The following is a 15,661-nucleotide window of genomic DNA, read 5'->3' as shown; positions in this document are numbered from 1 at the left end:
ATGACGACAATCGATACGGGCGCCTGTCTGGCCGGTTTCACAGTCGGCGTCACGGCCGCCAGGCGGGCCGATGAGTTCGCCACGCTGCTCACCCGACGGGGTGCCGGTATCGTCGCCGCTCCCGCTATCCGCATCATCCCGCTGTCCGACGACACCGAACTGGAGCGGGTGACCCGCGAGATCGTTGCCGATCCCCCGCAGATCGTGGTGGCCACCACCGGCATCGGATTTCGCGGCTGGATGGAAGCGGCCGAGGGCTGGGGCATCGCCGAAGATCTGCGGCTGACGCTGTCGTCCACCAGGATGCTGGCGCGTGGACCGAAAGCCAAGGGCGCCATCCGCGCCGCGGAATTGCGTGAGGAATGGTCGCCCGCATCCGAATCCTCGGCCGAGGTGCTCGATCACCTGCTCGCCGAGGGTGTGGAGGGTGTGCGGATCGCGGTCCAATTGCACGGCGCGACAACCGAATGGGAGCCGGTACCGGACTTCTGTGAGGTATTGCGTTGTGCCGGTGCGGATGTCGTGCCGGTGCCGGTGTATCGATGGGTGCCGCCGGATGATCAGGGCCCGATGGACAACCTGATCGAGGCCATCATCACCTCCAGCCTGGACTGCGTGACCTTCACCAGCGCGCCCGCCGTGGCGTCGACGTTGATGCGCGCCAAGGAAACCGGGCTGCTGGAGGGTGTGCTGCACGCGCTGCGCGGACGGGTGCTACCCGCCTGCGTCGGACCGATCACCGCGGCTCCGCTGGAGGAATTGGGTGTGGCGACCTCGATGCCCGGGCGGGCGCGCCTGGGTGCGCTGGCCCGCCACGTCGCCGAGGAATTGCCGCGGCGCGCCAATCGGATTCAGGCTGCTGGACACACCATCAGCGTGCGCGGGGCGTGCGTGGTGGTGGACGGTTCGGTGCGCCAACTCGCGCCCGCGCCGATGGCGTTGATGCGGTCGCTGGCGCGACAGCCCGGCCGGGTGGTGTCCCGGGAAGATCTGCTCGCGGCGCTGCCCGGTGGTGGTGACGATACCCATGCCGTGGAGACCGCGATCGCGCGGCTGCGCGCTGGGCTCGGTACGCCGAAAGCCATTCAGACCGTGGTCAAGCGGGGCTACCGGCTGGCGCTGGATGCCGCGGATTGCGCCGATGACTTTCCGCGCGCGGTAGCTACCGGTCGTGCGCCGGTAGCGGGTATCGGTACCCCGGCCCGCGCGCCGAGGTACGCACAACCTGCGGGGAGCTGGTGACCGCTCCGGCCCTGGTCCTGGTCGCACACGGCACCAGGAGTACCAGGGGTGTGCAGATGATCGCCGCGCTCGCGGAGGCGGTAGTGCAGGAGTTCAGGGGGACGGCAGCCGGCGGAGCCGGCGGGGTGGGTGAGCTCGGCGCCGCGGTTTCGGGGCGCGACGCCGAACTACCTTGGGTGCGTACCGCTTTCGTGGATGTGCTCGGTCCGTCGCCGGCCGAGGTGCTGCGCGATCTGACCGATTCCGCGGGGGAAGCCGTTCCCGCCGTGGTGGTTCCGGCCTTCCTCGCCTCCGGATACCACGTCTATCAAGATGTGCCGCGCGAGGTGGCCGAGAGCGGTCATCACGAAGTCACGGTGACACCCGCGATGGGTCCGGACCCGGCGTTGGCCCGCATCATGGCCATGCGGTTGCGTGCCGCAGGCTGGCGTCCCGGTGACGCGGTGGTCTTCGCGGCGGCCGGCTCCTCGGATGCCCGTGCGCGCCAAGACGTTCGGCGCGCGGCAGGCATGCTGGCCGAACATCTGGATGTCCCGGTTCGCATCGGCTACGTCGCCACCGGAGCTCCGCGCGTGCCGGAAGTCGTCGCCGAACTCCGCGAGTCGGGTGCCCGGCGCGTCTTCATCGCCTCCTACCTGCTGGCACATGGCCTGTTCCAGCAGCGTTTGCACGAGGCAGGTGCTGATGGTGTTGCTGAACCGATCGGCGTTCACCCCGCCGTGGTCCGCCTGATCGCCGACCGCTACCGTGCCGCTGCCCGAGAACTGATGCGGGCCAACACATTCCCTGTGGAAGTCAGCGGGGCGTAGCGCGTAAGCCACGCAGTACGGGCGCTGATATTTGTGGCGAACGCGCTCTAACCGGTTCGATCAGGTTAGGGCGCCTTCGCTGTCACAGGGACTGGTAGTCGTTGGCTGGTTCCGGAGAATGTCATTGGATCTGAATACCAGCGGTGCTCTGGGCGTTCTGCTGCTCCTGCTCGCTGATCCGTTGGACCGACACTTTGATCGTGTCACGGATCAGCTTCACCACCTCGATATGCTCGGCGAGTGCGGAGTCGATATCCCGTCACCGCCAATGGCTTTCTCGCCCAGCATTTTCGCCAGTTGGTCCGCGCATTCGTATTTGCCCAGCCCCGTGACGTGGTTCGTCTGGCTCGCACCTGCACCCGTCCATTTGGCATCCACGGGCCGCATCACAGTGTAGGTCGGGCTCATGGCACCCGGAATGTTCGACAAGCGCAGACGCATACGGCACGGCGCTGGTCAGGTTGAGATCGATAACATCGGATTCGTCCAGGTCGTCATACTCGATGAGCCAGCCGTCCGCGCCCACCACACACAATGAGCCGTCCGCGAGCTGGCACAGCGTGACGCTATCGGTGGGAGCCAGTTCGAGCTTGCGTCGCGTGTCTTCGTGGAAGGCGGTGAGCAGTGCCTTTACAGCGGGGGCGATTTCATCTCGGTGGGTCTCGATATCATTCATCTGCATTGTGCCCCAATGGGTTTGGGAGGCCTGCGGCGCACAGCAGCGCGGTCCAATAGTCGTTGCGTAGCACGTCCCAGAGGTCGTCGTGCGCGGGCAGCAACTCGCGCGCATCGGCCAGATCTGGATTTACGTCGAACAGGATGGTTCCGGGCTGCGCATCCGGAAGTGGTGTTGATCCCTGGCCTGTTGCAAATCCCCGATTATGCCCGCGCACTCATGCGCAGCGCGCTTCCGCTTGATGCGACAGAGGAAATCGAACGCCGTGTTCAGTTGAAGATGCGACGGCAGCTTCTCATCACCCGCAAGGTCAACCCGGTCGCCTTCCAGGTTGTCATCCACGAGGGCGCGATTCGACGCGTCGTTGGTGGTGGCAAGGTGATGGCTGCCCAATTACGCCATCTCGCCGACATGAGCACCGGTACTAACATCACTGTCCGAGTGCTTCCCTTCGCTGCGGGCATCCCGCTCGGCGATCCCGTCGGATCATTCGTCATCCTGCGGTTTGGCGCGGGCGTGCGCACCGTGGTCTATGCCGAGATCTTCACTGGTGACCTCTACCTGGAGAAATCCGCTAGCCTGCGCCGGTACGCTGGCGCTTATGAGGCCATTCAGCAAGCTGCGCTGGATGAGCCCAGAAGCAGGAGCCTGCTCCGGCAGGTCGCGAAGGAGTATCGAGGGTGAACGCTGATCTATCCGGTGCCAAGTGGTTCAAGAGCAGCCGAAGCACCGCGACCAAGGAATGTGTGGAGGTTACGTTCCTCGATGGCGGCATGGTTGGTGTCCGCGACTCCAAGAACCCAACCGGTCCGGCGCTCGTATTCACCCCGGGCGAATGGTCGGCCTTCACCGCTAGCGTGAACGATGGTGAGTTCGAGCGCCGCTGACCCGACAGGAGTACATGGCGTGAATGTTGATCTGTCAGGGGTGCGCTGGAAGAAGAGTAGCTACAGCGAGACCAGCGGTCAGTGCGTGGAGGTCGCGTTCCTCGACGGGGACATGATCGGAGTGCGCGACAGCAAGAACCCCAGCGACCCGGCGCTCGTTTTCACGCCATCCGAATGGGATGCCTTCACTGCTGGCGTGAATGATAGTGAGTTCGAGCGCCCCTAACCCCATTCGAGATATGCGCCCCGCCCGAGGCAGTGCTCAGGCGGGGCGTTCCTTATGTATCGCCCGAGAGTTGGTTCGTGCACACGCTATTCGATTGTGGACCAACAATCTGAAGCGAAATCGCTACGCTGAATTCATGTCTCAGCCTGCGCGGATTTCGATGCGTGAACTGCGTAATCACGTCGATGACGTGCTGCGGCGAGTCGAGGCCGGGGAAACCTTCGAAGTCACCGTGAACGCGCGGCCGGTCGCCTTGCTGGTGCCTCGCCGCGAGCGTCCGTCCACTGTGCCGACGCGGGCCTTCTTCGCGGATCTGCCACTCGCTGATGCTGGATTGCGGGATCAGCTTGCCGATGACGGGGTGCGGGTGAAGGAGGCGCGGTAGGCGCTCGGGGGTAGGCCCACGTGGCGGATCATGTGCTGGCGCAGGGATTCTGCGGAACCGATGCCGCTGTGGCGGGCCACTTGGTCCATCGGCAGGGTGGTGGATTCGAGGAGTTCGCGGGCGCGCTGAATGCGTTGGTGCAGTAGCCATTTCTGGGGGCTCAGGCCGGTTTCCTCGTGGAAGCGACGGGTGAGGGTGCGCACGCTGGTGCGGGCGTGGGTGGCCAGATCGTCCAGGGATAGGGGAGTGTCGAGTCGTTCCAAGGCCCATGTGCGGGTGGCCGAGAGTGTCAGTCCGTTCTTGGGCGGCAGTGGCGAGTCGACGAATTGGGCTTGGCCGCCTGGTCGCACCGGTGTCACCACGGCGGCGCGGGCTGCGGCATTGGCGACCGTCGCACCGTAGTCGGTGCGGATCAGGTGCAGGCACAGATCTATTCCAGCGGCGGCACCGGCGGCGGTGGTCACCGGTCCGTCCTCGATGAACAGTGCGTCGGTGCGCACGTTCACGTCCGGGAACATCGCGGCGAGTTCGTCGGCCAGTCCCCAGTGCGTGGTTGCGGTGCGTCCGGTCAGTAATCCGGCTTGTGCCAGTACGAAAGCGCCGCTGCAGATCGAGGTGACCCGCTTGCCTTGGTCGACGGCCCTGCGCAGTGCCGCGAGGGTGGCCGCATCGGCGGTGCCACGACTGCCGGTGCTCGGCACGATGACGGTATCCGCCTCGTCGAGCGCATCCAGTCCGCGCGGCACCACGACATCGAAGCCGCCCAGCGCGCCGGGAACCACGCCGGGTTCGGCGGTGCACACCACCATCCGATAACACGGCTCACCGTCCACCGTCACCGTGCCGAGCATGGTTCCGGGCATGGCGAGTTCGAAGGGCTTCACCGGCGCGACGGCGACAACGGCCACGGTCTTCATGGCTGGATCCTTGGGATAGATGGCTAACCGGCCACTAGTCTAGCGCTCGCGCGCCCGGCAATGTTGATGGCACGCGATCGGCAGATTGTCTCGGTTGCGTGAATCATCTTGTCTCAGAAGGGAAGTCGCATGCCTTCGCATGTCATCATCGGCCGGGGCGCCACCGCCTCGGCAACCGCGGTCCGGTTGGCCGAATCCGGTGACCAGGTGCGGATGATCAGCCGCAGTGGGACCGGCCCGCAGCATCCCGATATCGAGCTGATCGCCACCGATGCCGTGGACGCGGCCGCGCTCACCGATCTCGTCAAGGGGGCGGACACCGTATTCAATACCGCGATGCCCGCCTATCACACCTGGCCGGAGGCGGTACCGCCACTGTTCGGGGCCATCCTGTCCGCCACAGAGCAGTCCGGTGCGGATTACGTGATGCTCGGCAACTTGTACGGCTACGGTCCGGTGGAAGGTGTGGTCACCGACGACACACCGCTGGCGGCCACCGGACCCAAGGGACGGGTGCGCGCACGGATGTGGCTCGATGCCAAGGCGGCGCACGATGCGGGCCGGGTGCGCGTCACCGAGGTCAGGGCGGGCCAATTCCTCGGCCGCGGTGCGGTATCGCTGTTCTCGCTGCTGGTGCAGCCGAAAGTGATTGCGGGCCAACTCGCTCTGGTACCGCAGGACCTGGACCTGCCGCACTCCTACACCGCGATCGGTGACGCGGCCGCCGCACTCGTAGCGGTCGCGCGTAGCAAAACCGCTTGGGGACGTGCCTGGCTTGCGCCGACGATCACCAGCACCCTGCGTGCCGCCGCCGAGCGCTTCGCCACCGCAGCGGATGCCCCGAATCCGCGACTCGAGGTGATGAACGACCGCGAATTGACCCTGCTCGGCTACACCGACCCGTTCTGGGCCGAATTGTTCGAGACCTACCACATGTCGCACCGCGAGTTCACCGTCGACGACACAACCACCCGGGAGACTTTCGGACTCACCGCGAGCAACCTCGACGAGGTCTTTGCGGAGGTGGTCGCGACATCCTGATCTGGCGCTACGACCGCGGCATTCCGGAGGGCGTTGAATGCCGCAGTCTCGAGGGCCTTGTCGTTCATCCGTCAGTCTTCGTAGTGTGAACCGACTTGCACCACAACGATTTCGGTGTCTGTCACGTAGTAGACCAACCGATGCTCCAGGGTGATGCGCCGTGACCAGTGCCCGGCAAGGTGGTGGCGTAGCGGCTCAGGTTTACCGATCCCCTCGAACGGGTCGCGCAGTGCCGCGCCGATCATTTTGTTCGCGCCTTTCAGTACGGCCCGATTGGTGGTCAGCCAGTCCGTGTAGGACTTCCCGCCTTGCGCGGTGAACGTGAGTTTCCGGTCGGCCACGGGCTCAGTCTTGGTCGGGGTCGATGAGCTCGTGTGCCTCGGTGCGTCCCGCGCGGGCGTCCTCGGCGGACTGGAGTAGCTTCACCCCGCCATGTGTGCGCAGCACGTACAGCGTTTCAATGAGCGAGTTGTAATCGCTTTCGGCCATGAGTACGGCGTTCTCGCCGCTCTTGGACACGATAGTCACGGTGTCGTGGTCGTCGTTGACCTGCTGCACCAGTCCGAACAGGTTCTGGCGCACGGTCGATATCGGTAGAGCTTTGGCCATCTCTCACACCTCGCACGTAGTGGTACGACTTATTGTACGACACGTGCGAGGTGTGGAGCTTGGCGGCGCGACGCTCTGAGCGCGTGACGGTGGCGCGGACCGGGCGAGTCCGTAGTGGGTAGATCCGCCGCATTCACTGGAATCCGTGCTGGCGCTTGCAGATTCTTGCCAAAACCGGAGTTCGTCGACCATCACGGCCGTGCACCGGCGCTGCGCCGACACGGCCGGGCACCTCTTGTCGTAGCCGAGCACCGGTGTGTTGGGGTGCCGGACAACAGACGAGTTGTCCAGTCTCAGGCGTTGTCGTAGGCGTCCTGCAGAACCTTGATATCGAGCTTGGACATGGACTGCAGCGCCGCGGCGACGGCGGCGGTCTTGGTGGGGTTCGCACTGTCCATGAGGGTGGGCAGGGTCGCGGGGACGACCTGCCAGGACAGGCCGTAGCGGTCGGTGAGCCAGCCGCACGGCCCTGGCTCGCCGCCGTCGACAAGGTCGTCCCACAGGCGATCGACCTCGGCCTGGGTATCCACGATCACCTGGATCGATGCGGCATCCGTGAACGGATGTCCGGGACCGCCGTTCATCAGGGTGTACGGGTGGCCGTCGAGTTCGATCGAGACGATGAATGCCGAGCCATCCGGGCGGCGATTGACATCCGAGATGCGAGAGTTGGGGATCAGTGCGGTGTAGCGGGTGGCGGCTTCCTCGGCGTTGCTGTCGAACCAGAGGAATGTGTTGACCGACATGGTGGGCTCCTTGGATTGATTATGACCTGCTGTCACCTGTCGGTCGAAGCTGCTCTTACGCCTTCGACATATCTCCGCGAAATTTCTGAAGAAATTTTTCGCGCAGGTCAGACGCTCGCGACGGCGATGAAGCGGTCTGGAGTGATCGTGATCAGCACCCGCGCGCGCTCCACCTCGCCCAGCACCGGCCCACTGCCGTACTTCTCCCAGATGCGCTGGGTCCACACACCATCCGCGTCGAGGGTCAGTTCGGCGTCCCCGATCACCCGAACCTGCCGATTCGGCCGCTGCCCGCCGTCGCGCGAACCCACAACCTCCCGGTCGATCACAAGTCCGACTCGCGGATTCGCCAGGATCCGCCGCAAATGTGGCCGCCCAGCCCAACTCGTCAGCCGAAACGTCTGCTGATCCCACAGGAACCATATCGGTGTGACGTGCGGATATCCGGCCGCGTCGATGGTGGCCAGGTGCGCGACGATATCGCTGGCCAGCAACCCGGCAATCTCGGCTCGACGTAACGCCCGCATCCAGATCCCCTCGATTCGAACTTATGTTCGATTCTACCTCGTTTTGGCGCGTCGGACTCGCTGGTGCTGGTTCTCGCGGTGGAAGGCGCCCGCTGTGCGGGGCATGATGGGGCCATGACGAGACCGGCGACGTTCCGTGCTGCGGCGAACGCGCGACGGCCGTCACATAGACGGTTTCCGCGCCGGGACTGATCCTCGGTTCTGGGGGAGTGGTTGTTACGACGGTGGCGGCGGGGTGCCCCGCGGTCACGTCGTGACGGTACTGCTCGGCTGGAGCGCCGAGCCGCGTATCGAAGGGAGCCAGGACGCGGTTGTCGAGCCTGGTGGTGAGATCCGCGTTCCGATGAAGATGGTGCTGGATATGCGGTAGCCGGGAATTGGGCACACCATCGGTGAAAAGGGTGTCGAGGCGGCTACGCGCAGTCGGGGGCGTCGGCGTCTTCGAACAGCGGCTTACCGGTGGGCGGTGCGTAGACGACGTCGAGGACGAGGGGGTCGGGGCCGAGGTTGCGGCCTATGTGCACGTTCCAGGCGCCCTCGGGCTCGTAGATGAAATCGCCGGTGTGAAATACCGGAGCCACGCAGTCGGGGCCCGGATGGGTGAGGGTGCCCGAGCGGACGAAGCCGAAGACCGGTCCGTAGTGATAGTGCCAGCCGGTGGAACCGCCTGGGGCAATGGTGATTTCGCGGACGACGAGGTCGGTGCGCGCCGCGAACGGCAGCAGGCCCGCGGGGATTTGCGTCTGGGCAAGGGTGACCGCGGTGATATCGGTGCCTGGCGTCGCATGTGCGGTCGCGGCACCGAATACGGAACCACCCAGGACGATCGCCGCGGTCGCCGCACACGTGAAGGGCGTCATCGCCGCAGCGTAGCCCGAAGACGCTGTGCGGGAAAGGGGAGATCGCCTCTGTTGCTGGAGTACCCGTGAGTTTTGGGCGATTTGCTCGCGCGGGCCAAGGCCGGACCGGCGCTGCGCCGACACATGCGGACACCCCATGTCGTCGCCGGACACGCCAGTCTCGGGTGCCCGGCTATCTGGCTGCTCTCGGCGTGTCGTACTCCAGACCAGAGTTCGGGAACTGTTCGTGCGTGGGAAGCGGTGTCGGGTTGCGTGATATGCCGCGGCCGTAGAGCATCGTGCCGTGCCGTCGAATCCGATGAACCCCGCTGGCGATCTGCCGGATACCGGAATTCCCGCTGCCAAGGCCGCCCATATGACCATGGACGAGCAGCACGAGTGGCATCGGAATTATCTACGGCGACACGCGGTTTCGCGACGTAACGTGCTGCGCGGTGCGGCAGCGGCCGCCGCGGTGGCGGCCGTGGGAACCTCACCGTTCGGTAGGCGCGCCTACGCCGAGGACGTGCAGCTCGCGGTCGGCGGTCGACGGGTCGGATACGGGCCGGATGCGACGAGTCAGCTCCGGTTCGCCGGTCAGCTCTCTCGACCACCGGCCGGCACCAAGGTCTTCCTGGACCACGGCCCGACGCCCGCCCTCGGCGGCACCATCGAGGCCGAGGTGCGCAATCTACTGACCCAGGTTCCCGCCGCCGACAGCGGTGTCCTCGCGGCCGAACAGTTCTATGTGCACGCTCCGGTGGACGGCCTACCCGGACGTGTGCCGCATTTCTATCGCTGGCGTACCTCCGACGGGTTCACCGGCGATATCCGCGCCGCCGCACCCGCGATGCCGAGTGCGCGCAGTGCGATCCTGCCTTTCCGGTTCACCATGATGGGCGATCAGGGCACCGACGAAACGCCGGCGTTGCCGCAGGGCACCGTGCCCGGCGACTACGACGACAAGTACTACAAACCCGATAACGATCCGAACGCACCGCACGCGAGCAATGTGCTGCGCCAAATCGCCGCCGCCGAACCGGATTTCCACATTCTCGCCGGTGATATCGCCTACGCCGACCCATCCGGCGGCGGCCGGCCGAACGAATTCGTCGCCAACGGCGCGAAGCTCGAAACCGGTTTCGACAAGTACAACCCCTACGTCTGGGATGTCTACTTCGGGGCCATCGAACGCAGTGCCGCCGAGACGCCGTGGATGTTCGCCACCGGCAACCACGATATGGAAGCGACCTACGGCCAGCACGGCTACGGCGGCCATCTGGCACGGCTGGACTTCCCGGGCAACGGTCCGGCGGGCTGCCCATCGGCGTACTCGTTCACCTACGGCAATGTCGCGGTGCTCTCGCTCGACGCGAATGATGTCACCTATGAGATCAAGGCCAATACCGGGTATTCCGGTGGGGCGCAGACGAGTTGGGTGGAGAGCACTCTCGCCGCCTACCGCGCGGACCCGAATATCGACTTCCTGGTCTGCTTCTTCCACCACTGCGCGTACTCGACCACCGACTCCCATGCCAGCGACGGCGGCGTACGCGATGCGTGGGCCGGACTGTTCGACCGATATCAGGTGGATCTGGTGCTGCAGGGCCACAATCATGTCTACGAGCGCACCGATCCGATCCGCGGTGGCGCCGCGACCAGGATCGCCGCGGACAATTCGATCGTCTACCCCGACACCGACGGCACGGTCTACTACACCGTCGGCGGTGGCGGTCGCCCGCGCTACGACTTCCAGCCCGGTTCGCAGGAAACCTTCCGCGGCCACGAATTACCGGACACGACGGTCCCGAACAGCTATGTGTGGACAGCGTCCGGCGGCAAACAGGACGAAGCGGCCCCTTGGTCGCGGGTGCGCTTCCGCAACTACTCGTTCCTGCGCGTCGATGTCCGCCCCGGCATCTTCGCCAGCGAAATGGATGTGGTCGCGGTCGACGAATACGGTCGAGAATTCGACAAACTCACCTTCCGCCGCCTGGTCCACTGAACCGCTACTTCTCCTTCGGCGGAAGCGAACGCGCATAGCTGACGCCGCGGTCGACCCATTCATCGAGCGCCGCGTCATCGGCGACGGCCGCGCCGTCGACCCGCAGCCAGTTGTTCATTTCGCGACCGCCCATGACCATCGTGCCGACGTGTTCGCGGGCGAGCAGGGTGGTGCTCTCCTCCGGGTCGACGCGGACGAGCAGACCACCCTTCGAACTCGCCGCGACCGCCATATTGCCGTTGATCAGGAAGGCGAGACCGCCGAACATCTTCTTCTCGCTCACCTCGGGCGTCGGGTCGATCAGCTCCCGTATCCGATCGGCGAGCACCTTGTCATATGCCATACCGCATTGTCGAACAGGGCACCGACAAGTTCGTCACGAAGCGTTCGCTACGCACCCAGAGCGGCGGCGAACAGCGGCCAGGACTGGTGCACGTCGTCCTGCCAGTACGCCCAAGCGTGTGTGCCACCCGGACGCATATTCACGGTGGCGGGGATACCCGCCGCGGCCAGCCGGTCCACGAAGGGACGGGTGCAGCCATCGATGACGGTCTCCATGACACCGCCGACCATCATGCGATCGAGCAGGCGGATCGGATTACCGTCGATGCCGCCATCGCCGAGGTTTTCGTGCGGTCCGGGTGCACCAGTGCCCGACGAGACGTAGAGCGCCGAGCCGCGCAGGCGGTCGACGTGCAGCATGGGATCGTTTTCGGCCCAGGCCGGATTGTCCGGGGCGCCCCACATGTTGTCCGCATTCGCGCCGAAGACCGCGAGTTCGGCGTGCACATAGGCATTGCTGGCGGGATCGCTGGTGCGTGGGCAGCCACTGTAGGCGCCCACCGCCTGATACCGGCCGGGTGCGTTGATGGCCAGATTCAGCGCCGAGGTCGCCGACATCGATACGCCCGCGATGGCGTTGCGTCCGGTCATACCGAACCGTGAATCCAGCAGCGGCGGCAGTTCCTGGGTCAGGAAGGTCGTCCATTTATTGCGGCCGAGCACCGGATCGTCGTTGAGCCAATCGGTGTAGTAGCTCGCGCGCCCACCCATCGGCACGATCACATTGACGTTCTTATCCGCGAAGAAATCCGCGATATCCGTGCGGCGCGTCCATGGGCCGCCGTCCTCGCCGCCGTCGACCGCATTGAGCAGATAGAACGCGGGCGCACCCGAACCGGGGTGCGACATCCACAGCGCGATGGGCCGATTCATCGCCGCCGAATGGACCACCACCTCGAACTGCCGCCCGCCCAGCGGCCGGACATCGAGAATGTGGGGGCCGGGATCGGCTCCGGCGGTTACGGGGACGGACGCGGCGCAGACCGCCAATAGGGACACCAGGCACCGCGTAAGGGAGCGCAGTGAGCGAATCATCGACACAGTAGAGCGTGGCGAGCGAACCATTGGCACAGGCCGGTACATGGGTCGAATTCCTATCACAGCAGCTCGAGCGTCCTCGGCATTCGCCGGGCGTGTTTGCTCACAAATAACACGGCCCCGCCCTCCCGATGAGAGAGGACGGGGCCGCGGGGCATCGGGTGAGAGGACCCGAACTCGGGGTCAGCGCCAGGTTTCGGGCGTGACGGGGGCATCCCAGGCGCGCGCGTAGCGGCGCTTGTCGGGGGCGTTGGATTCCTTGGCGCGGTACACGATGTACGGCCGGGTCAGGTAGCCGAGCGGCGCGCTGAACATGTGGACCAGCCGGGTGTAGGGCCAGATGGCGATGAGGGTCAGCACGACGAGACCGTGCAATTGGAAGGTCCACGGCGTGCCGACCATCAGCTCGGGCTCGGGATGGACGGTGAAAAGGCTGCGGAACCACGGGGATACGGTCTCGCGATAGTTGTACGTACCCCACAGCAGATTGCTACCCCAGGTGTTCAGCAGACCGGTGACCAGCGCGGCGGCCAGCAGTACATACATGAGCTGGTCATTGCGGGTGGTGGCCTTGCGCACGGCCGCAACGGTGATTCGGCGGTAGAGCAGGATGCCGACACCGAGAATGACCGCGAGTCCGGCGACCGAACCCGCCGCGACCGCGACCACGTGGTAGGTGTGCTCGGAGATGCCAACAGCGTTGGTCCAGGATTCCGGAATCAGCACACCGAGTACATGGCCACCGATGACACCGAGCATGCCGAAGTGGAACAGCGGGCTGCCCAGCCGCAGCAGTCGGCTCTCATAGATCTGGGACGACCGTGTGGTCCAGCCGAATTGGTCATTGCGGTAACGCCACAGGTGGCCGAGCACGAACGAGGTGAAGGCCACGTAGGGCAGCGTCATCCAGAAGGCGGTGGTCATCGGCGGGCTTCCGATCCGTCGAACAGCGATGGGTCCATGGCGAAGGGGTCGAGGCCGACCTCTTCCTCGGGCGGTCCCTGGGCGGCGAGTTCGGCGATGCGACGCCGGTCGGCAGTGGTCAGCGGCGGCAGGGTGGCAACGACGGCCGCCAGCACCGCGGCGTACGGGGATCCGTTGTCCACCAGGGAGAGTCGCAGTAGTTCGATCACCGGAACGTGTTCGCCGAGTAGGCGTTCACCGCCGATCGGGTCGACGGTCGCGGCGAACTCCAGTAGCACCGGCAGGTGGTCGGGCAGCTCCTCGTCACCGAGTTCGACACCGGCGTGCCGGTAGGCGTGTTTGAACCGCAACAGCGCCATACCGCGTTTGCGGGTGTCGCCATAGGCATAGAACGTCAGGTGCATGCTGGAGCGGCGGCGCAGGTCGAAGGTCTCGACGTACTGCTGGGCCAGCGCAATCGGCGGGGTAGCGCGTAGATGGTGGATGAATTCCAACAGCGGCGCGCCCACCACATCGGGCAATTGCGTTGCGGCATCATCGATCTGATCCACGGTCGCCAACATCTGCTCGCTCGGATAGTCGAGCAGCAGCGCGGCGATTCGCCATACCAGGCGGCACTCGCGCTCGGATAGCTGAGCGACGGGCTCGGGCCTGCGGCGCACCTTCAGCAGTGCCATCATGCGCCTCCGGGTGTCAGCGGATTCATTTGCTCGCTCCGGTCGGCGTCGGCGTGACGGAACCGTTTGTAGCGCCATTCGTAGTCGGTCCCGAACCATTGGTGGCCGAACCATTGGTGGCCGCAGCGTTTTTCGCCGAACCATTGTTGTCGTGCCCATTGGCCCCATTGCCATTGTGCGCGCTGGGCAGCAGACCCTCGGTGCTGCGCCCATCCCAGTTCAACAGATTGATCCGGTTCGACTTCGCCTCCGGCGCAGCGCCATTGGTGTCGGTCAGATGGAACTTCTCCACCATTGTGTCGAATGCCGTCATACCCGGCCCGCCGTCGGTATCCAGGCTGCATCCGGTCGCCAGCGAATCCAGTTCGTGCGCCTGTGAAGTAGCGCCGTGCGGAATCACGTACCGGTGTTCATATTTCGCGATGGCAAGCAGTCGGTACATCGCCTCGATCTCCTCCGGCTCCAACCGCACCGACGGCGCGATCGACGGATCCGGCTCGACACCGAGATTCACCGACCGCATGAACGACCGCATGGCCGCCAGCCGTTGCAGCGACGCTCGCACGGGCCCGATCTCACCGGCGGTGAACAATTCGGCCAGGTATTCGACCGGAATGCGCAATGCGTCGATGGCGCCGAACAGATTCGAAGCATCTTCGGCATCATGGCCGGTTTCGGCGAGCACATCCACCACCGGCGACAGCGGCGGCACGTACCAAACCATCGGCATGGTCCGGTATTCCGGATGTAGCGGCAGCGCGATCTGGTAATCGACGATCAACTTGTAGACCGGCGAATTCTGCGCGGCCTCGATCCACTCCGGCGATATCCCGGCCCGTTCGGCCTCCGCGATCACCCGTGGATCATGCGGATTGAGGAACACCCCGAGCTGCGAGGGATACAGATCCTTGGTTTCGGTGACCGAGGCCGCCGCCTCCACGGCGTCCGCGTCGTACAGCATGACGCCGATATAGCGCAGCCGACCGACGCAGGTCTCCGAACACACCGTCGGAATACCGACTTCCACGCGCGGATAGCAGAACGTGCATTTTTCCGCCTTGCCCGTTTTGTGGTTGAAGTAGATCTTCTTGTACGGGCAGCCGCTGACGCACTGTCGCCAGCCACGGCATTTGTCCTGGTCGACCAGCACAATGCCATCCTCGGACCGCTTATAGATCGCACCCGACGGGCACGAGGCCACACAGGACGGATTGAGGCAGTGCTCGCAGATCCGCGGCAGGTAGAACATGAAGGTCTGTTCGAACTCCAGCTTCACCTGATCCGACAGCTTGGCCAGCAGTGGGTCCTTACCGACCTGTTCCGGTCCCGAGCCGAGGTCGTCGTCCCAGTTGGCGCCCCAGGTGATCTTCGTGTCCTGGCCGGTGATCAGCGATTTCGGCCGCGCGACCGGACTGGTGTCCATGGCGGGCGCGGACAGCAGGTTGTCGTAGTCGTAGCTCCACGGCTCGTAGTAGTCCGAAACCGTGGGCAGATCCGGATTGGCGAAGATATTGAGCAGGCGCTTCAGCCGCGACCCCGACTTCAGGGTCAGCTTGCCGCGCTTATTGAGCGTCCAGCCGCCCTTCCACTTCTCCTGGTCCTGGTACTGCCGTGGATAACCCTGTCCCGGCCGGGTTTCCACATTGTTGAACCACATGTATTCGGTGCCACCGCGGTTGGTCCACGCCTGCTTGCAGGTGACGCTGCAGGTGTGACACCCGATGCACTTGTCCAGGTTCATCACCATGGCCATTTGTGCCATGACACGCAT

General features: G+C 65.0%; 21 protein-coding genes. 9 read left to right on the top strand and 12 right to left on the bottom strand.

Annotated elements, in window-relative coordinates; all coding sequences use genetic code 11:
* Positions 1 to 1,242 (top strand): uroporphyrinogen-III synthase, encoded by a 1,242-nt coding sequence (locus ACIBG0_RS24355; protein WP_397035268.1) that lies wholly within the window; start codon positions 1 to 3, stop codon positions 1,240 to 1,242.
* Positions 1,239 to 2,051: a sirohydrochlorin chelatase gene (locus ACIBG0_RS24350; protein WP_397035267.1), complete on the top strand. Its 813-nt coding sequence runs from the start codon at positions 1,239 to 1,241 to the stop codon at positions 2,049 to 2,051. Before ACIBG0_RS24355 ends, ACIBG0_RS24350 begins: the two co-directional genes overlap by 4 nt.
* A 259-nt stretch (positions 2,052 to 2,310) precedes the next feature.
* Here the strand turns inward: ACIBG0_RS24350 and ACIBG0_RS24345 are convergent, their stop codons facing one another.
* On the bottom strand, positions 2,311 to 2,727 hold the full coding sequence (locus ACIBG0_RS24345; protein ID WP_397035266.1) for a hypothetical protein: 417 nt from the start codon (positions 2,725 to 2,727) through the stop codon (positions 2,311 to 2,313).
* A gap of 168 nt (positions 2,728 to 2,895) precedes the next feature.
* On the opposite strand from ACIBG0_RS24345, the gene ACIBG0_RS24340 reads away from it, so the two are divergent.
* The 4 genes from ACIBG0_RS24340 (at position 2,896) to ACIBG0_RS24325 (ending at position 4,225) form a co-directional block, all read left to right on the top strand.
* Complete coding sequence (locus ACIBG0_RS24340) at positions 2,896 to 3,411, top strand: DUF5753 domain-containing protein (protein ID WP_397035265.1); 516 nt, start codon at positions 2,896 to 2,898, stop codon at positions 3,409 to 3,411.
* Positions 3,408 to 3,614, top strand: a complete 207-nt coding sequence (locus ACIBG0_RS24335; RefSeq protein ID WP_397035264.1) for a DUF397 domain-containing protein — start codon at positions 3,408 to 3,410, stop codon at positions 3,612 to 3,614. The genes ACIBG0_RS24340 and ACIBG0_RS24335 overlap by 4 nt, the downstream gene beginning before the upstream one ends.
* 19 nt (positions 3,615 to 3,633) lie before the next feature.
* Positions 3,634 to 3,840 carry a DUF397 domain-containing protein gene (locus ACIBG0_RS24330; RefSeq protein ID WP_397035263.1) on the top strand — a complete coding sequence of 69 codons (207 nt, stop codon included), beginning with the start codon at positions 3,634 to 3,636 and terminating at the stop codon, positions 3,838 to 3,840.
* Between the two features lie 136 nt (positions 3,841 to 3,976).
* Positions 3,977 to 4,225, top strand: a complete 249-nt coding sequence (locus ACIBG0_RS24325; protein WP_397035262.1) for a type II toxin-antitoxin system Phd/YefM family antitoxin — start codon at positions 3,977 to 3,979, stop codon at positions 4,223 to 4,225.
* Here the strand turns inward: ACIBG0_RS24325 and ACIBG0_RS24320 are convergent.
* Entirely contained in the window at positions 4,183 to 5,142 is a 960-nt protein-coding gene (locus ACIBG0_RS24320; RefSeq protein WP_397035261.1) for a GlxA family transcriptional regulator, read from the bottom strand. The two genes, ACIBG0_RS24325 and ACIBG0_RS24320, sit on opposite strands and share 43 nt — an antisense overlap.
* A 129-nt stretch (positions 5,143 to 5,271) precedes the next feature.
* Between ACIBG0_RS24320 and ACIBG0_RS24315 the strand changes: the two genes are divergently transcribed.
* Positions 5,272 to 6,183: an NAD-dependent epimerase/dehydratase family protein gene (locus tag ACIBG0_RS24315; protein WP_397035260.1), complete on the top strand. Its 912-nt coding sequence runs from the start codon at positions 5,272 to 5,274 to the stop codon at positions 6,181 to 6,183.
* Positions 6,184 to 6,254: 71 nt separating this feature from the next.
* Here ACIBG0_RS24315 and ACIBG0_RS24310 read toward each other — a convergent pair whose 3' ends face one another.
* The 4 genes from ACIBG0_RS24310 to ACIBG0_RS24295 form a co-directional block, all read right to left on the bottom strand.
* Positions 6,255 to 6,524, bottom strand: coding sequence for a Txe/YoeB family addiction module toxin (locus ACIBG0_RS24310; RefSeq protein WP_397035259.1), 270 nt, complete (start codon positions 6,522 to 6,524; stop codon positions 6,255 to 6,257).
* A 4-nt stretch (positions 6,525 to 6,528) separates the two neighbouring features.
* Positions 6,529 to 6,792, bottom strand: a complete 264-nt coding sequence (locus ACIBG0_RS24305; protein WP_397035258.1) for a type II toxin-antitoxin system Phd/YefM family antitoxin — start codon at positions 6,790 to 6,792, stop codon at positions 6,529 to 6,531.
* 293 nt (positions 6,793 to 7,085) lie between these two features.
* Positions 7,086 to 7,538, bottom strand: coding sequence for a VOC family protein (locus ACIBG0_RS24300; protein WP_397035257.1), 453 nt, complete (start codon positions 7,536 to 7,538; stop codon positions 7,086 to 7,088).
* Between the two features lie 107 nt (positions 7,539 to 7,645).
* A complete protein-coding gene (locus ACIBG0_RS24295; RefSeq protein ID WP_397035256.1) occupies positions 7,646 to 8,065 on the bottom strand; it encodes a pyridoxamine 5'-phosphate oxidase family protein in 420 nt (139 codons plus the stop codon).
* A gap of 235 nt (positions 8,066 to 8,300) precedes the next feature.
* Here ACIBG0_RS24295 and ACIBG0_RS24290 point away from each other — a divergent pair, with 235 nt between their 5' ends.
* Complete coding sequence (locus ACIBG0_RS24290; protein ID WP_397035255.1) at positions 8,301 to 8,435, top strand: hypothetical protein; 135 nt, start codon at positions 8,301 to 8,303, stop codon at positions 8,433 to 8,435.
* A gap of 43 nt (positions 8,436 to 8,478) precedes the next feature.
* Here the strand turns inward: ACIBG0_RS24290 and ACIBG0_RS24285 are convergent, their stop codons facing one another.
* Positions 8,479 to 8,925, bottom strand: a complete 447-nt coding sequence (locus tag ACIBG0_RS24285; protein ID WP_397035254.1) for a cupin domain-containing protein — start codon at positions 8,923 to 8,925, stop codon at positions 8,479 to 8,481.
* A gap of 283 nt (positions 8,926 to 9,208) precedes the next feature.
* On the opposite strand from ACIBG0_RS24285, the gene ACIBG0_RS24280 reads away from it, so the two are divergent.
* Positions 9,209 to 10,909 carry a metallophosphoesterase gene (locus tag ACIBG0_RS24280; RefSeq protein WP_397035253.1) on the top strand — a complete coding sequence of 567 codons (1,701 nt, stop codon included), beginning with the start codon at positions 9,209 to 9,211 and terminating at the stop codon, positions 10,907 to 10,909.
* Positions 10,910 to 10,913: 4 nt separating this feature from the next.
* On the opposite strand, the gene ACIBG0_RS24275 is transcribed toward ACIBG0_RS24280, so the two are convergent.
* The 5 genes from ACIBG0_RS24275 to narH form a co-directional block, all read right to left on the bottom strand.
* Positions 10,914 to 11,252: a TfoX/Sxy family protein gene (locus ACIBG0_RS24275; protein WP_397035252.1), complete on the bottom strand. Its 339-nt coding sequence runs from the start codon at positions 11,250 to 11,252 to the stop codon at positions 10,914 to 10,916.
* 47 nt (positions 11,253 to 11,299) lie between these two features.
* Positions 11,300 to 12,286, bottom strand: a complete 987-nt coding sequence (locus ACIBG0_RS24270) for an alpha/beta hydrolase (RefSeq protein ID WP_397035251.1) — start codon at positions 12,284 to 12,286, stop codon at positions 11,300 to 11,302.
* A gap of 186 nt (positions 12,287 to 12,472) precedes the next feature.
* The gene (gene narI / locus ACIBG0_RS24265; RefSeq protein WP_397035250.1) at positions 12,473 to 13,213 is read right to left on the bottom strand and encodes a respiratory nitrate reductase subunit gamma; all 741 of its coding nucleotides are present in this window, start codon (positions 13,211 to 13,213) and stop codon (positions 12,473 to 12,475) included.
* The gene (gene narJ, locus ACIBG0_RS24260; RefSeq protein WP_397035249.1) at positions 13,210 to 13,890 is read right to left on the bottom strand and encodes a nitrate reductase molybdenum cofactor assembly chaperone; all 681 of its coding nucleotides are present in this window, start codon (positions 13,888 to 13,890) and stop codon (positions 13,210 to 13,212) included. Before narJ ends, narI begins: the two co-directional genes overlap by 4 nt.
* A 25-nt stretch (positions 13,891 to 13,915) precedes the next feature.
* The gene (gene narH / locus ACIBG0_RS24255) at positions 13,916 to 15,661 is read right to left on the bottom strand and encodes a nitrate reductase subunit beta (RefSeq protein WP_397035248.1); all 1,746 of its coding nucleotides are present in this window, start codon (positions 15,659 to 15,661) and stop codon (positions 13,916 to 13,918) included.

Origin of the sequence: Nocardia sp. NPDC050630, from assembly GCF_044457245.1 — a bacterium.
Taxonomy (GTDB): Bacteria; Actinomycetota; Actinomycetes; order Mycobacteriales; family Mycobacteriaceae; genus Nocardia.
The sequence above is the reverse complement of the archived record's forward strand: the minus strand, read 5'-3'. Positions and strand labels throughout refer to the sequence as shown.

What these genes read in the sequence shown, in the direction of transcription:
- ACIBG0_RS24355 (WP_397035268.1), top strand. Translation starts at nt 1, where the DNA reads ATGACGACAATCGATACGGGCGCCTGTCTGGCCGGTTTCACAGTCGGC.
- ACIBG0_RS24345 (WP_397035266.1), bottom strand. Translation starts at nt 2,727, where the DNA reads ATGAATGATATCGAGACCCACCGAGATGAAATCGCCCCCGCTGTAAAG.
- ACIBG0_RS24325 (WP_397035262.1), top strand. Translation starts at nt 3,977, where the DNA reads ATGTCTCAGCCTGCGCGGATTTCGATGCGTGAACTGCGTAATCACGTC.
- ACIBG0_RS24320 (WP_397035261.1), bottom strand. Translation starts at nt 5,142, where the DNA reads ATGAAGACCGTGGCCGTTGTCGCCGTCGCGCCGGTGAAGCCCTTCGAA.
- ACIBG0_RS24315 (WP_397035260.1), top strand. Translation starts at nt 5,272, where the DNA reads ATGCCTTCGCATGTCATCATCGGCCGGGGCGCCACCGCCTCGGCAACC.
- ACIBG0_RS24305 (WP_397035258.1), bottom strand. Translation starts at nt 6,792, where the DNA reads ATGGCCAAAGCTCTACCGATATCGACCGTGCGCCAGAACCTGTTCGGA.
- ACIBG0_RS24300 (WP_397035257.1), bottom strand. Translation starts at nt 7,538, where the DNA reads ATGTCGGTCAACACATTCCTCTGGTTCGACAGCAACGCCGAGGAAGCC.
- ACIBG0_RS24295 (WP_397035256.1), bottom strand. Translation starts at nt 8,065, where the DNA reads ATGCGGGCGTTACGTCGAGCCGAGATTGCCGGGTTGCTGGCCAGCGAT.
- ACIBG0_RS24285 (WP_397035254.1), bottom strand. Translation starts at nt 8,925, where the DNA reads ATGACGCCCTTCACGTGTGCGGCGACCGCGGCGATCGTCCTGGGTGGT.
- ACIBG0_RS24275 (WP_397035252.1), bottom strand. Translation starts at nt 11,252, where the DNA reads ATGGCATATGACAAGGTGCTCGCCGATCGGATACGGGAGCTGATCGAC.
- ACIBG0_RS24270 (WP_397035251.1), bottom strand. Translation starts at nt 12,286, where the DNA reads ATGATTCGCTCACTGCGCTCCCTTACGCGGTGCCTGGTGTCCCTATTG.
- narI (WP_397035250.1), bottom strand. Translation starts at nt 13,213, where the DNA reads ATGACCACCGCCTTCTGGATGACGCTGCCCTACGTGGCCTTCACCTCG.
- narJ (WP_397035249.1), bottom strand. Translation starts at nt 13,890, where the DNA reads ATGGCACTGCTGAAGGTGCGCCGCAGGCCCGAGCCCGTCGCTCAGCTA.
- narH (WP_397035248.1), bottom strand. Translation starts at nt 15,661, where the DNA reads ATGCGTGTCATGGCACAAATGGCCATGGTGATGAACCTGGACAAGTGC.